This window comes from Sphingobium mellinum, from assembly GCF_037860795.1.
Classification (GTDB): Bacteria; Pseudomonadota; Alphaproteobacteria; order Sphingomonadales; family Sphingomonadaceae; genus Sphingobium; species Sphingobium mellinum.
In genome coordinates this window covers 17,892-32,297 of the sequence record NZ_JBANRK010000006.1, presented here as the reverse complement: position 1 = coordinate 32,297, position 14,406 = coordinate 17,892, and the positions used below count along the sequence as shown (strand labels likewise).

At 63.1% G+C, this 14,406-nt stretch carries 12 protein-coding genes; 6 read left to right on the top strand and 6 right to left on the bottom strand.

Features of this window, described 5'->3' with window-relative positions:
* Positions 1–252: 252 nt before the first annotated feature.
* From AAC640_RS09555 to cofC, 5 genes are all read left to right on the top strand, one after another.
* Entirely contained in the window at positions 253–1,170 is a 918-nt protein-coding gene (locus AAC640_RS09555; RefSeq protein ID WP_340265889.1) for a TIGR03620 family F420-dependent LLM class oxidoreductase, read from the top strand.
* Between the two features lie 197 nt (positions 1,171–1,367).
* The gene (locus AAC640_RS09550; RefSeq protein WP_340265888.1) at positions 1,368–2,129 is read left to right on the top strand and encodes an SDR family NAD(P)-dependent oxidoreductase; all 762 of its coding nucleotides are present in this window, start codon (positions 1,368–1,370) and stop codon (positions 2,127–2,129) included.
* A 192-nt stretch (positions 2,130–2,321) separates the two neighbouring features.
* Complete coding sequence (gene cofE, locus AAC640_RS09545; protein ID WP_340265887.1) at positions 2,322–3,080, top strand: coenzyme F420-0:L-glutamate ligase; 759 nt, start codon at positions 2,322–2,324, stop codon at positions 3,078–3,080.
* The gene (gene cofD, locus AAC640_RS09540) at positions 3,077–4,012 is read left to right on the top strand and encodes a 2-phospho-L-lactate transferase (RefSeq protein WP_340265886.1); all 936 of its coding nucleotides are present in this window, start codon (positions 3,077–3,079) and stop codon (positions 4,010–4,012) included. Before cofE ends, cofD begins: the two co-directional genes overlap by 4 nt.
* Position 4,013: 1 nt before the next feature.
* Complete coding sequence (gene cofC, locus AAC640_RS09535; protein WP_340265885.1) at positions 4,014–4,619, top strand: 2-phospho-L-lactate guanylyltransferase; 606 nt, start codon at positions 4,014–4,016, stop codon at positions 4,617–4,619.
* A 22-nt stretch (positions 4,620–4,641) separates the two neighbouring features.
* On the opposite strand, the gene AAC640_RS09530 is transcribed toward cofC, so the two are convergent.
* The 3 genes from AAC640_RS09530 to cysD form a co-directional block, all read right to left on the bottom strand.
* Positions 4,642–5,433, bottom strand: coding sequence for a 3'(2'),5'-bisphosphate nucleotidase CysQ (locus AAC640_RS09530; RefSeq protein WP_340265884.1), 792 nt, complete (start codon positions 5,431–5,433; stop codon positions 4,642–4,644).
* On the bottom strand, positions 5,430–7,343 hold the full coding sequence (gene cysN, locus AAC640_RS09525; RefSeq protein WP_340265883.1) for a sulfate adenylyltransferase subunit CysN: 1,914 nt from the start codon (positions 7,341–7,343) through the stop codon (positions 5,430–5,432). Before cysN ends, AAC640_RS09530 begins: the two co-directional genes overlap by 4 nt.
* Before the next feature lie 121 nt (positions 7,344–7,464).
* The gene (gene cysD, locus AAC640_RS09520; RefSeq protein WP_340265882.1) at positions 7,465–8,385 is read right to left on the bottom strand and encodes a sulfate adenylyltransferase subunit CysD; all 921 of its coding nucleotides are present in this window, start codon (positions 8,383–8,385) and stop codon (positions 7,465–7,467) included.
* Positions 8,386–8,728: 343 nt separating this feature from the next.
* Here cysD and AAC640_RS09515 point away from each other — a divergent pair, with 343 nt between their 5' ends.
* Entirely contained in the window at positions 8,729–9,580 is an 852-nt protein-coding gene (locus tag AAC640_RS09515; protein WP_340265881.1) for a helix-turn-helix transcriptional regulator, read from the top strand.
* Between the two features lie 137 nt (positions 9,581–9,717).
* Here the strand turns inward: AAC640_RS09515 and AAC640_RS09510 are convergent, their stop codons facing one another.
* The 3 genes from AAC640_RS09510 to AAC640_RS09500 form a co-directional block, all read right to left on the bottom strand.
* Entirely contained in the window at positions 9,718–10,404 is a 687-nt protein-coding gene (locus tag AAC640_RS09510; protein WP_340265880.1) for a TetR/AcrR family transcriptional regulator, read from the bottom strand.
* 175 nt (positions 10,405–10,579) lie between these two features.
* Positions 10,580–12,592 carry a hybrid sensor histidine kinase/response regulator gene (locus tag AAC640_RS09505; protein WP_340265879.1) on the bottom strand — a complete coding sequence of 671 codons (2,013 nt, stop codon included), beginning with the start codon at positions 12,590–12,592 and terminating at the stop codon, positions 10,580–10,582.
* Positions 12,589–14,085 carry an ATPase domain-containing protein gene (locus tag AAC640_RS09500; RefSeq protein ID WP_340265878.1) on the bottom strand — a complete coding sequence of 499 codons (1,497 nt, stop codon included), beginning with the start codon at positions 14,083–14,085 and terminating at the stop codon, positions 12,589–12,591. The genes AAC640_RS09505 and AAC640_RS09500 overlap by 4 nt, the downstream gene beginning before the upstream one ends.
* Positions 14,086–14,406: the final 321 nt, after the last annotated feature.

Sequence of the window (14,406 nt, the reverse complement as noted above, 5' to 3'; positions counted from 1 at the left end):
ATCCCAAGGGTGGGACAAGGTACGGTATCGAACGAACGGGCATGCCCGCAAGCGCCGAGGCGCGTGCGCTGCGGGCTTGCGAAGCCGAGACTACTGTGCTCAAGAAGCGCCCCAGCCCGTCATCTTCGCGAGGGGAAGGGAAGGTGCCGGCATAGCGACCGCCGGCGGACGGGGCGGGGCGGGGCGGGGCGGCTGAGCGCTGACTGATCGGAGCCCACAGTAAAAGCGTATTGATTCAGAGGAGAAAAGTCGATGAACATAGGAAAGCTCGCCGTGTGGGCCCCGGTGGACGGGTCCATCAGCTATTTCGAGAACGACCGTTCGGCCGAGATGGGGCCGGCCACGGCTTCGCGGATCGCCGCATTCGCGCGTCGTGTCGAAGCGCTCGGCTATTCCCATATCTGGTTTCCGGAGGGCTTTGGCCGGAACTCCATGGTGACCGCGTCCTGGCTGCTGGCGAACACGAGCAAGCTGATCGTCGCGACCGGCATCGCGACCATCTATGCGCGCGACCCGATGGCGATGCGCAGTGCCGCGGACGCGCTCAACGAGCAATCGGGCGGCCGCTTCCTCCTTGGGCTTGGCGTGTCGCATCGCGAAGCGGTCGAAGGAATGCGCGGGCACGATTATTCCAAGCCGCTGTCCGCGATGCGGAATTACCTGGATGCCTATGAGCAGGCACCCTACATGGCTGCACCGCCGGCGGAACCGACCCCGATCGTCCTTGCCGCCCTGCGGGAAAAGATGATCGCTCTTTCCGGCGAGCGCACCCACGGCGCGCACACCTATAATATCACCCCCGATCATACCGCGAACGCGCGTTCGATCCTGGGGCCTGACAAGTGGCTTTGCGTCGAGCAACCCATGATCCTGGAAACCGATCCTGAAAAGGCCCGCAAGATCGCTCGCGCGGAACTCGAACTGTATCTCGGCCTGGAAAATTATCGCAACTCGTGGCGCAGCCTCGGCTTCGATGGCGCCGACTTCGAGAATGGCGGTTCCGACCGCTTTATCGATGCGACCGTAGCCTGGGGTGACGGGAACGCGTTGCGCGCGCGGGCCGACGCGCATCTTCAGGCGGGTGCGAGCCAGGTTTGCATCAAGGCGCTCGCCGCCGGGGGCGGCACCGACATGCGAATCCTGGAGCTTCTCGCGCCGCAAAAAGGCTGAACCGCGAGACGGGGCAAGTGACACGGCTGAAGCAGCACTGATGTCCGCTCGGCGCGCGCTCGCGACTGAAGACAATTGAGTTGCGGTCTGCTACGGACTCAGGCTGACTGCCGCAGTGACCGGGCAGGCGGGGGCGACAGGGCAATCTGTCGTCCCCGCCCCGCGGGGCTGGGCCCTATAATAAGGGAGAAAACAGGATGAGAGGATTGCAGGGCAAGGTAGCAATCGTGACGGGCGCGGCGTCCCCTGTGGGGATCGGGTTCGCCGCGGCGACGAGACTTGCCGAGGAAGGGGTCAGTGTGGTTCTGACCGACATCAACAGTGCGGGCGTTTTCGAACGGGCGGCCGACTTGGGCCGCCTTGGATACCGGGCGCTCGGGCTCGCGCATGACGCGACCGATGAGGCATCGTGGGAAGAGGTGCTTCGCGCGACCAAGGCCGAGTTCGGTCAGCTGGACATTCTCGTCAACAATGCCGCCATCTGCCAGTTGTCGCATGTCGTCGATCTGGAACTGGCGGATTGGCGGCGGCAGGTCGACGTCAATTCCACCATGACTTTTCTCGGAAGCCGCATGGCCGCGCGCGAGATGCAGGCAGCCGGCGGCGGCGCCATCGTGAATATCGCTTCGACAGCCGCCTTGTTCGCCGGTGAATTTGCCGCAGCCTATTGTGCAAGCAAGGGCGCGGTCCAAATGCTGACAAAGGTGCTGGCGATCGAGATGGCCAAGTTCGGCGTTCGCGTGAATTCGGTCAATCCCGGCTATACCGTCACCGAGATGTTGGGCGTGCAATCGGACGATCTCGATACGCAGATCGCGGCGATCGCCGCGACCATTCCGGCGGGCAGGCTGGGCCGACCATCGGAGATTGCCGCCGCGGTTGCGTTTCTTGCGTCGGACGATGCGAGTTTTTGCAATGGCACGGCGCTGATCGTCGATGGCGGGATGACGAGCCAATGACGGCGACCGCAGGATAATGCGGCAGGGTGCGGTGGCGATGCCTGCTTTCATGCGTTGGGCTGGAGCGACTTTCGACAATGTGGTCGACCCGGCATGTCCGGGAAACCCCAGGTGGAGAAAGGGGAGAACGCATTCTTTGAGCGTGTCAGAAGGCGACTCCCCTTGGGCAATGTGGTGGGGTAAGGGGCGCGGATGATAGCGATTCACCCGCTTTGCGATATTCCCGAGGTTCGGGCCGGGGACGATCTTTCCGCTTTGCTGCGGGACAGTCTTGTGGCGGCGGGCTTATGGCCGATGCGGCGCGGAGACGTGCTGGTGGTGACGCAGAAGATCCTGTCCAAGGCGGAGGGTCGGATGGTCGACCTGGGCACGGTGGAACCGGGTCCCGAAGCCGTCGCCCTGGCGGAAAGGACGCGCAAGGATGCCCGTCTGGTCGAACTGGTGCTGCGGGAAAGCAGCGCGGTCGTGCGAGCGGCGCCCGACATTCTGATCACGCGCCACCGTTTGGGCCATGTGATGGCCAATAGCGGCATCGACCGGTCGAACATCGGACCGGGAGACGCCGAACGGGCGTTGCTGCTGCCGGTCGATCCCGATGGGTCGGCGCGGCGATTGCTGGACGATCTGGCGGGGCAGGAGGGGGCCGGCATCGGCCTTGTCATTTCCGACAGTTTCGGCCGTCCCTGGCGCTATGGCGTGGTGGGGGTCGCCATCGGCGCGGCCGGGCTGCCCGCGCTCGTCGATCGTCGGGGAGAGGCGGATCGCGACGGGCGCAAGCTGGAGGTGACGCAGATCGCGCTGGCCGACCAGATCGCCACCGCCGCGACCCTGGTGACTGGCGAGGGCGCGGAGAGCATAGCCGCCGCGCTGATCCGCGGCCTGTCCTTGCCCGATGGCGAGGCGGGCGCGGCGCGGCTGGTTCGTCCGCTGGAAGAGGATCTGTTTCGATGACCGGCCGTATCACTGTGCTGACCGGCGGCGTGGGCGGCGCGAAGCTGGTCCTGGGCCTGCAGCAGATCTGCCCGCCGGGGACGGTGACCGCGATCGTCAATACGGGCGATGATTTCCGTCACCTGGGCCTTGCGGTATCGCCGGACATCGACACGCTGCTCTACACGCTCGCGGGCAAGGCCAATGCCGCGCAGGGCTGGGGCCGTGAAGGCGAAACATGGACTTTCATGGAGGCGCTGAAATCGCTGGGCGGCGAGGACTGGTTCCTGCTGGGCGATGGCGACCTTGCGCTGCATGTTCTGCGCACGCACTGGCTGGCGCAGGGCCGGTCGCTGAGCGCGGTCACCGCGCATTTCGCGGCGGCGTGGGGATTGGGCTTGCGGATATTGCCGATGAGCGATGATCCGGTGTCGACCCATGTCCTGACCGACCAGGGCGAACTGCCTTTCCAGCGCTATTTCGTGGAGCAGCGCTGCGCGCCGGCCATCCACGCCATCCGCTTCGATGGCGCGCAAGGGGCGCGTCCCGCCGAGGGGGTGATCGAGGCCATCATGGCTGCGGACACGCGCGCCGTGCTGCTGGCGCCGTCCAATCCCTGGCTGAGCGTCGACCCCATTCTGGCGGTGCCGGGCATCCGGGAGGCGCTGGCGGCGACGGCGGCGCCGGTGGTGGCGGTATCGCCGATCGTGGGCGGGCAGGCGGTCAAGGGGCCGACCGCCAAGCTGATGGGGGAACTGGGCCTGGCCGTGACCAATGAGGCTATTGCCGCCCATTATGCCGGCATCATCGACGGCCTAGTGGTGGACGTGCGCGATGGCGGGGAGGGGCTTGCGATCACCCACAGCATCACCGACACGCTGATGCGGACGCCCGAGGACCGGGCGAGGGTGGCGCGCGCGGCGCTGGACCTGGCCGAGACGATGGCCGGTTGAGATGCGCCAATGGGTCGTCATTCCGATCAAGGCGCCGGCCTTGTGCAAGACGCGGCTGTCATCGGTTCTGGACGAGGGCGGCCGTCGGCGGCTGGTGGCGACGATGCTGGAGCGGAGCTATGCGGCGGCGTGCCGCATCGTGGGTCCCGGGCAGGTGCTGCTGCTGGGGCCTGACCGCCACGGCCTGCCGGACAGCGTCGGGCTGCTCGCCGATCCCGGCGGCGGCCTCAATGCGGCTTTGTCGAGCGCGCGCGACGCGGCGCTGGAGGCGGGCGTCGATCGCGTACTGTTCCTGTCGGCCGACCTGCCGCTCATTCAGGCGGAGGATGTGGCGGCGATGTTCGACATCCCGCCGACCCACATCGCCGCCGCCTCCGATCGCGCGGGACAAGGCACCAATGCGCTTTGCCTGCCGCTGCCGCAGGGGGGCCGGTTCGCATTCCGCTACGGCGAGGACAGCTTCGCCGCCCACCATCGCGAGGCGGCCCGCCTGTCCCTTGGCCTCACCGCCATAGCAAGGCCAGGCCTCGGCTTCGACGTGGACCAGCCCGACGACCTCCACGCATGGAGCCCCGGGAGGGACCTGGCCGCGCCGCTCGCAAAGTGACGGAGCGGACGGTCCGGGGTCCTTACCCGATCGCTTCCGGCGCCTCCGCGATCAGCTTGAGCACCTGCTGTGCATGTTCGGGACGGCAGATCAGCAGGTCGGGAAGGTAGACATCCTTCTGGTTGTAGACCAGCGGCGACCCGTCGATGCGGGAGCAATGAAGTCCATGTGCCTGCGCCACCGCGACCGGAGCCATGCTGTCCCATTCATATTGGCCGCCCGAATGCAGATAGATGTCGGCCTGGCCCAGGATGACCGCCATCGCCTTGGCGCCGGCCGAGCCCATGGGGACCAGTTCGGCGTTCAGCCGTTCGGCGACCGCGACCGCTTCCTTGGCGGGACGAGTGCGGCTGACCACCATGCGCAGCTTATCCGGGGCGGACGGCAGCGGCTGCGGCCGGTCGGATCTGAGCACCGTGCCCTTGCCGCTGCCGGTCAGGTCCAGGCCCGGCAGCGCCACGGCGCCGATCGCCGCCTTGCCGTCGATCGCCAGGCCTACATGCACCGCCCAGTCGGCGCGTTCTTCGCCATATTCGCGCGTGCCATCGACCGGATCGACGATCCACACCCGGCTCTGGTCGAGCCGCGCGGGATTGTCCTTTTCCTCCTCCGACAGGAGCCCGTCCTCGCCCCGCACTTCGCGCAGCGCGTGGACGAGGAACTGGTTGGCCGTCTGGTCGCCGGCCTTGCCCAGCGCCTTGGCGCTGAACAGGCCCGAGGCGCGCACTTCCAGCAGGATGCGGCCTGCCACTTCGGCGAGGTGCGCGGCAAGATCCGCATCGCTCAGCGCCTTGATGTCGATGGCCGCGCTCATGGGATGAGCCTCCTCACGATTTCCTCGGCCGCTTCTTCCGCCGTCATGCCGGTGGTGTCGATGCGGATTTCCGGATCCTGCGGCGCTTCATAGGGGCTGTCGATGCCGGTGAAGTTCTTCAGTTCCCCGGCGCGGGCCTTCTTGTAGAGCCCCTTGACGTCGCGGGCTTCGGCTTCGGCCAGCGGCGTGTCGATATGCACCTCGATGAACTCGCCGGGTTGCATCATCTGCCGCACCATCTCCCGCTCGGCCCGGAAGGGCGAGATGAAGGCGGTGATGACGATCAGCCCCGCGTCGGTCATGAGCTTCGCGACTTCGCCCACGCGGCGGATATTTTCCACCCGGTCGGCATCGGTGAAGCCCAGATCCTTGTTGAGGCCATGACGCACATTGTCGCCATCGAGCAGGAAGGTGTGGCGATTCATGCGCGCCAGCTTTTTTTCGACCAGGTTGGCGATGGTCGACTTGCCCGCGCCCGACAGACCCGTGAACCACAGCACGGCCGGCTTCTGGTTCTTGAGGTTCGCGTGGAACTCGCGGCTGACGTCGGTCGCCTGCCAATGGACATTCTGCGCCCGCCGCAGGCTGAAGTGCAGCATCCCTGCCGCGACCGTTGCGTTGGTGATCTTGTCGACGAGGATGAAGCCGCCCAGCGTCCGGTTCGCCTCATAGGATTCGAACACGATCTGCCGGTCGGTCGACAGGTTCGTGACGCCGATGGCGTTAAGGTCCAGCGTCTTGGCCGCCAGATGCTCCATCGTGTTGACATTGACCTGATATTTGGGTTGCTGCACCGTCGCGGTGACGGTCTGCGTGCCGATCTTGAGCCAATAGGGGCGCCCCGGCAGCATTTCCTCGTCAGCCATCCACACGATGGTCGCTTCGAACTGATCAGCGGCCTGCGGGGGATTGTCGGCCAGCGCGATGACATCGCCACGCGAGCAGTCGATCTCGTCAGCAAAGCAGAGCGTCACCGACTGGCCGGCGACCGCCTGGTCCAGATCGCCGTCAAGCGTGACGATCCGGGTAACCGTGCTGGTCTTGCCCGAGGGCAGCACGCGCACGGCGTCGCCGGGCTTGACCACGCCGGTCGCGACCAGGCCGGAAAAGCCGCGGAAGTCGAGGTTGGGACGATTGACCCACTGGACCGGCATGCGGAAGGGCTTTTCCGCGTCGGTCGCGCTGTTGACCTCGACGGTTTCGAGATGCTCGATCAGAGCGGGTCCCTTATACCACGGCGTGTTGGCCGAGGGGCCGGTGATATTGTCGCCCTTGAAGCCGGAAATCGGCATGGCGGTGAACGACGTGATGCCGATGCTGTTGGCGAACTCGGTATAATCCTTGACGATGCCGTCATAGACAGCCTGGTCATAATCGACCAGGTCCATCTTGTTGACCGCCAGCACGAGGTTTCGGATGCCGATCAGGTGGGCGAGATAGGAGTGGCGCCGGGTCTGGGTCAACACGCCTTTGCGCGCGTCGATCAGGATGACGGCAAGGTCCGCGGTCGATGCGCCCGTCACCATGTTGCGCGTATATTGTTCATGGCCGGGCGTGTCGGCGACGATGAACTTGCGCTTTTCGGTGTTGAAGAAGCGATAGGCGACGTCGATGGTGATGCCCTGTTCCCGTTCGGCGGCCAAGCCGTCGACCAGAAGGGCAAAGTCGATGTCCTGCCCCTGCGTGCCGACCTTCTTGGAGTCGCTTTCCAACGCGGCGAGCTGATCCTCGAAGATCATCTTGCTGTCATAGAGCAGGCGGCCGATCAGCGTTGACTTGCCGTCGTCCACCGATCCGCAGGTGATGAAGCGCAGCATCGTCTTGTGCTGATGGGTTTCCAGATATTTGTCGATGTCCTCGGCAATGAGGGCGTCGGTCTTGTAGATGGGTTCGGAGATGACTTCGGTCATGTTTTCTGTCCCGTCATCCCAGCGAGGCTGGGATCGTTGTGATCTGGGTTGAAAGATTCGGTCAGCGAGATGGCCTGCCAGGAGGCCCGAGGTCCCAGCCTGTGCCGGGACGTCGGCTGCTCTAGAAGTAACCTTCCTGCTTCTTCTTCTCCATGCCGGCGCCGCCCGCATCCTTGTCGATCGCGCGACCCTGACGTTCGGACGTGGTGGTGAGCAGCGTTTCCTGGATCACCTCCGGCAGCGTCTTGGCTTCGCTTTCGACAGCGCCGGTCAGGGGATAGCAGCCCAGCGTGCGGAAGCGGATCGAGCGCATCACCGGCTCTTCGCCCGGCTTGAGCGGGAAGCGGTCGTCATCGACCATCACCAGCATACCGTCGCGCTCCACGGTCGGGCGCTTGTCGGCGAAATAGAGCGGCACGATCGGCACGTTGTTCAGGTGAATATACTGCCAGATGTCGAGTTCGGTCCAGTTGCTGATCGGAAAGACGCGGATGCTCTCGCCCTTGTTCTTCTTGGCGTTGTAGAGATTCCACAGTTCCGGCCGCTGGTTCTTGGGGTCCCAGCCATGGCTCGCGGTGCGGAAGGAAAAGATGCGCTCCTTGGCGCGGCTCTTTTCCTCGTCGCGCCGCGCGCCACCGAACGCCGCGTCGAAGCCGTAGAGGTCGAGCGCCTGCTTCAACCCTTCGGTCTTCCACATGTCGGTGTGCAGCGGACCATGGTCGAACGGGTTGATGCCGCGCTCTTTCGCTTCGGGATTCTGGTAGACGAGCAGTTCCATGCCGCTGTCCCGGGCCATGCGATCGCGCAGGTCGTACATTGCCTTGAACTTCCAGGTCGTGTCGACATGCAGCAGCGGAAAGGGCGGCGGCGAGGGATAAAAGGCCTTGCGCGCGAGATGCAGCATCACCGCACTGTCCTTGCCCACGCTGTACATCATGACGGGCTTTTCTGCCTCCGCCACGACTTCCCGCATGATGTGAATGCTCTCCGCCTCCAGGCGTTCGAGATGCGTTAAAACGGATTTCTCGGTCAATTCAGTCATCCCTTGACATTTTGTTTTTCGCTACCAGCGCGTCATCGCAGCGGACGCTTGACCTCAAAGCTCCCATGTGGGAACAAAATGAATGAGCACTCTTTTCGGGTATCAACGGGAACTGTCCCTTCCGCTGATAAGCGGGATCCACGAGGATCCTCCCTGGACGACATTCATGCGATCTCTGGTCGATCAGACCTATGCGCGTCGCGCCTTTCTCGTCATCACATTAGCGAACGCCATGCCGACGCAGGAACCGGCGGTCGTCCATGTCGTCGCCAGCCGGGCCGCGCAGGACCCCCCCATCGACTTCCAGCGAATCGCCGCGATGGGACTCAACCCTTATGGCGCCATGCGTCCGGGGCGGGTGTATGCGCTCGAAGAAATGCTCGATCATGGCGATGTGGCGCAGCGCGACCAGCAGCGAGCAACACTCGATGCCATGGGCATAAATTTTGGCCGCTGGCTGAGAGTAAGCGCGAAGGGATTCGCGGACGCGTGGTTGTTATTGGTTCGGGAACGGGAAGACTTCAGCGCTTTTGCATCCTCTTTGATGTCTTCGATCATCCCCCATTTCATGGCCGCGCTGCAAACCTTCGTCGCACTCACCGAACAGCGCCTGTCTTCTGCCATGGCGAACCGGCAGCTGGAAAGAATCGGAGTTGGGCAACTCGCGTTCGACAGCGACGGCCGAGTGATTGCCGCCGACCCCCTGTCGGAATCGCTGCTTTCCTTCCTGCCGGAACCGGGAGCCATGGCCGGACGCAGGCTGCAGGTGCGTCCCGACGTGGCGCAGGCGATCGAGAAGGCGTGTGCCGAGCTGGCTGGAGGTCCGAGCGACCGGCGCCGACTGGTTCGCCTGGACGCACACCATGGTCTGAACATGCTCCTGCGGCCGTCCGATCTCGATCTGGGAAAATTCGTGCCGCATCCCTCCGTCATCGGCACGATCAAAATCGGCGTGCGAGAGATGCCGACTGGCGCAACGCAGATACTTTCGGCGCTTTATGGCCTTTCGCATAACGAAGCCTCGCTGGCCCACGGCCTGGCCACTGGAGAATCGATCAGTGAGGCAGGCCGCCGCCTCCACCTGACGTCTGAAACAGCTCGGATATATTCGAAGCGGATCTACGCGAAGACCGGCACGAAGGGCCAGGTTGATCTGGTTCGCCTGATCATGGCCAGCCTGGCGCCATTTACATGATGCAACGGTCCGACCGATGATGAACCAGGCTTCGGCCATGGTCCGCGCAGGCCATGGCCTCACGGAAGCGGGGTGAGGCGGGTGCGCGGCCGTTGATGGCCTCGATCAGGCGATTGCCGGGATTTGCGGGGGCGCGTTCATTCTGCCTCCGTTCGCTCTTCGGGTCGCGGTGCCGCCGCGCAGTCGACCTGAAGCAACAGCCTGGCGGCATCGCGATTCGCCGCTGCTATGGCAGGGTTGGAGGTCGCCTGAGCCATCACGATCGATCCCTGGATAAGCGACAGGATCTGGACCAGCGCCTTTTCCGGATCGGCCAATCGCATCGGTTCGATGAGCGCCGCGACAAGATTCTGTAAACTTTCGAAATAGGACGAAATAATCGTCTGGATCTCAGGCGCGTCGGCGTCCGGTCCGAACTCCGTCATTCCCTTCACAAACGGGCAGCCGCGAAAGGACGGTGACCCGAACGATGTGCCCAATGCATCGAAAACAGCGAGGACTCTTTCAGCCGGCGGCAGCCCTGGCGCGTTGGCCGCGGCCAACAGCATATCGAACCATATGTCCCTTTTCTGCCGCAGATAGATGGCAATCAGATTGGCCTTGGATGGGAAGTGTTTGTAGAAGGTCATCTTGGCGACGCCGCTTTCGGCGATGATCCGGTCGATGCCGACAGTGTGGATGCTGAAGCGGTAGAACAGGTCCGAGGCGGTCCGCAAAATGCGATCTCTCGGCGGGAGCGCGCCGATCGGTTGCTCTTCCAGATCATCAAATTTCGCCGCCACGCTGATCATTCCAATCATCAAATCCAGCTGGAGCCGTTTCATCAGACAGACTGCCTGCCTATTCCGACTCGCAACCATAGACAGGTCTGTATAGCGCAATTGCGATCATCAAGAACGTAAAAGGACCGGGAATGAACGCCCTTTCCACCGGCATCGAGCAGCCTTGCAGGTCGTCAAGGACGAAGCGGACAATGCCATGGGGCAAATCTGCCCATGATCACAACTGGGCCAAACTGTTCGCGAGATCACTCTGCTTAAAGGGTTTGGTCAGGCGTGGCAGGTCAGGTGAAATATCCTTGCTCTCCGCATAACCCGACACGACGAGCACCCGCACCCCCGGTCTTAACGCCTGGAACTTCGTCGCCAGATCGGTTCCTGTTATGCCCGGCATAAGGTGGTCGGTGACGAGCAGATCAATTTCGTCGGATGCATCCAATAGCGTCAGGGCTTCCTCCCCGGAATGCGCTTCGACAACCGTATATCCAAGTTCACCCAGCATGTGCGCGGTACTTGCACGTACCAAATCCTCGTCATCCACCACTATTGCGATCCCGCGGTGGTCGCGCGTGCTGCCGCTCTCCAAAATCGGGGCCGGGGGTTCAAGCTGCGCATCTGTTGCCGGCAACCAGAGGTCGATCCGCGTCCCTCGGCCGACATCACTGTCGATGGATAGACCGCCACCAAGCTGCGCGGCAAGGCCGTGCACCATCGACAGGCCCAAGCCGGTGCCGCGTCCTACGCCCTTGGTCGTGAAAAACGGCTCTACGGCCTTGACCATCGTATCCGCATCCATTCCAGACCCGGTATCGGTCACGCTCAGCCTTACATAGGTGCCCGGCCGCAAACCGGCTGCGTTCCCCGCCTTCAGCTGATCCAATGCCGCGCCGATCGTCAAGGTGCCACCATCGGCCATCGCATCGCGCGCATTGACGGCCAGGTTGAGCAGCGCCATTTCGATCTGGTTCGCGTCCGCCCTGGCGGCGGGCAGCGGATCGGCGATGTCGATGACCACCTTGATCCGGGGACCGCAGGTGCTGGCGACCAGATCGTGCAGATTTCCGACAAGACTGCCGATGTCGATAGCCGTCGCCTGCAAGGGCTGGCGCCGGGCGAAGGCCAGGAGGCGCTGCACGAGCGTACGGGCCCGATCGGCCGACTGGACCGCCCCCTCGATCAGCTTGCGCTCCCGCTCGGTTCCGACACCGCGCCGCAGCAACAGATCGAGGCTGCCTACGATCGGGGTGAGGAGATTATTGAAGTCGTGCGCAACACCGCCAGTCAACTGTCCCATAGCTTCCAGCTTCTGCGACTGGCGAAGCGCTTCCTGGGCGAGTTCGAGCGCCTTGGTGCGCTCGGCGACGCGCTGCTCGAGCGTTTCATTAAGGCCTCTCAGCCGTTCTTCGCTCTCGCGCAAGGCCAGTTCCATCTGCCGTCGTTCGGAAATATCGTTGAACAGCACGGCAACCTTTCGGTCATGCGGATCGCCAACACGAAATGCAAAAACGTCGAACCAGATGTTTCCGAGCGCCTTGGCATGGTGCTCGAACCGCACGCGTTCGCCGGTCATCGCAACTTCGCCATAGATGTCGAACCAGTACTGCTCATGTTTGGGCACCATCGACCGGACCGTCCGGCCGATCACCTCCTGCAAGCCGGTATGGCGCTCGAAGGCAGGATTGGCCTCGTCGAACACGTAATCGATCGGGCGTTCCTGCGCGTCAAAGACCATGTGGATGACGCAGAAGCCCGCATCGATGGATTCAAATAGCGATCTATATTTGTCCGCGCCGCGATGCAGCTCCTCCAGCCGCGCGCGCGCCTCATATTGGCGCCGCCGCCCGCGCAGCGCGGACTGCACAAGACTGACCAGGGTGGTCGGGTGAAAGGGCCTTTCCAGAAAGGTGACGTTGCCCAACATGTCCAGGAACCGTTTGGCTGCCGGATTGCGTTCGATGCCGCCGCCTTTTTGGGTCAGCAGCACGAACGGAAAATCGGACCATTCCGGTTGCGCATCCAGCCAGGTGGCGAGCGGGTTGAGATTGGCCGTCCGCAGCGCCTCTTCGGTAAGGAGCGTGAAACCGGCCCCTTTTTCCAACTCGCAGACCAGATCCCGCAGCGAGTCGACGACCGTCGATCGAAGTCCCGCGTCGGTCAGGATCGACGCGGCTATGGCGGCATCACGTCCGATGGGTGCCAGGATGATCGCACGTTCGGAAAGATGTGGGATCACTTCGGCTCGTCTTCCAGCAGGCCGGCCGTGCCTCGGTCCCCGACGAATTGGGGAACGCCGCGTAACACGCCCTGGAAACCGATCAGCGGCTCGCCCAACCTGATGCCAGATGCGCCGATGCGGAACTCGCGGATCGTGTCCTCATGCGCGCCCGTCCGTTTCTTGATGATCGATATGGCACGCCGCACGCGCCCGGATGCCTCAAAATAGCGGAGCAGGATGACGGTATCGGCCAGATAGGTCACATCGACCGGCGCCTTCATGTCACCGACCAGACCATGTTGAGCGACGGTCAGCAGGGTCGTCGCGCCCTGTCGATTGAGATATTGCAGCAATTCGTGCATATGCAGGATCAAGGCATTCTCTTCGGGCATTGCCGCCTGATAGCCGTTCAGGCTGTCGATTATGATGGTGCGGACCTTGTGCTGTTCGACGCAGGTACGCACCCTCTGAGAGAACTCCCCGGGGGACAATTCGGCCGCATCGACCTGTTCAGTGACGAGATGCCCGCTGTCGACCATCGCCTGCATGTCGATGCCCAGCCCAAGGGCCCGGTTGAAAAGCAAGCCGATTTCCTCGTCGAACACGAACATCGCCGCCCGTTCCCCACGGGCGATGGCCGCCAGCACGAAGGTCAGCGCCAGCAGCGATTTGCCGGTTCCCGCCGGGCCAAGGACGAGGACGCTCGATCCACGCTCGATGCCCCCGCCCAGCAGCGCGTCCAGAGCGGGCGATTGACTCTGGAGCATGTCGCGCGTGAATTCCGTCTTATGTTCTGCCGAAACCAGGCGGGGAAAGACCCGAACGCCGCCTGTATCGATGATGAAATCGTGAAAGCCGCCGCGGAAGCGACGGCCGCGATATTTTATGACGCGCAGTCGCCGCCGCTCGGGGCCGTATTCGGGCGACAATTCCTCCAGCCGGATTACACCATGGGCCACGCTGTGCACGGTCTTGTCGGCGACGTCGGCAGTCAGGTCGTCCAGCATCAGCACGGTGGCGTTTTGCTTTGAAAAGAAATGCTTGAGCGCCAGAATCTGCCGCCGATAGCGCAATGAACTCTGGGCAAGCAGGCGGATTTCAGACAAGCTGTCGAGCACTACCCGGTCCGGCTTCACTTTCTCGAACATCTCGAATATGCGCCGTGTGGTCTCGCCCAGTTCCAGGTCGGAAGAATAAAGCAGGCTCTGCTGCTGATCCTCGTCCAACAGGCTTTCGGGCGGGATCAGTTCGAACAGGTCGACGCCGCTGAGATCCCAGCCATGCGACTGCGCACTGTCGCGCATTTCGTCCTCTGTCTCTGACAAGGTGACGTACAGGCATTTTTCGTTCCGCGCCGCACCTTCCATCAGGAACTGGGTGGCGATCGTCGTCTTGCCCGTTCCGGGGCTGCCTTCCAACAGGAATACCCGCCCGCGCGTCAATCCGCCTGCCAGAACATCATCCAGCCCTCTAACGCCGATGAGGGCAGGTAAGGCCGAAGCGTGCATCATGCTTATATTCCCTTGTATGCAGACAAGCCTCCGGGCCTAACATAACTGCCCACCGGGCAAAATTGATCCCAGATTGATCCACGTCAAGACCATGAAATGGCCTGTATCGCTCTTGCGGCGCAGGACATATTCGGATGCGTCCTGACCAACAGGCCTTTCAGTTCGGGCTTTACAGAGGCGTTCAGGCGCTCGAAGTCACGCGACAAGCAGGATGAGCGCTTCTGTTGTTGTCGATGGCGGGCTGACGGCGCAATAATAGCCAACAGGGCCGATGGGGCTGAGGCGGCTATTGATCCCATCTTCAGTGCCGGCAGCTATAAG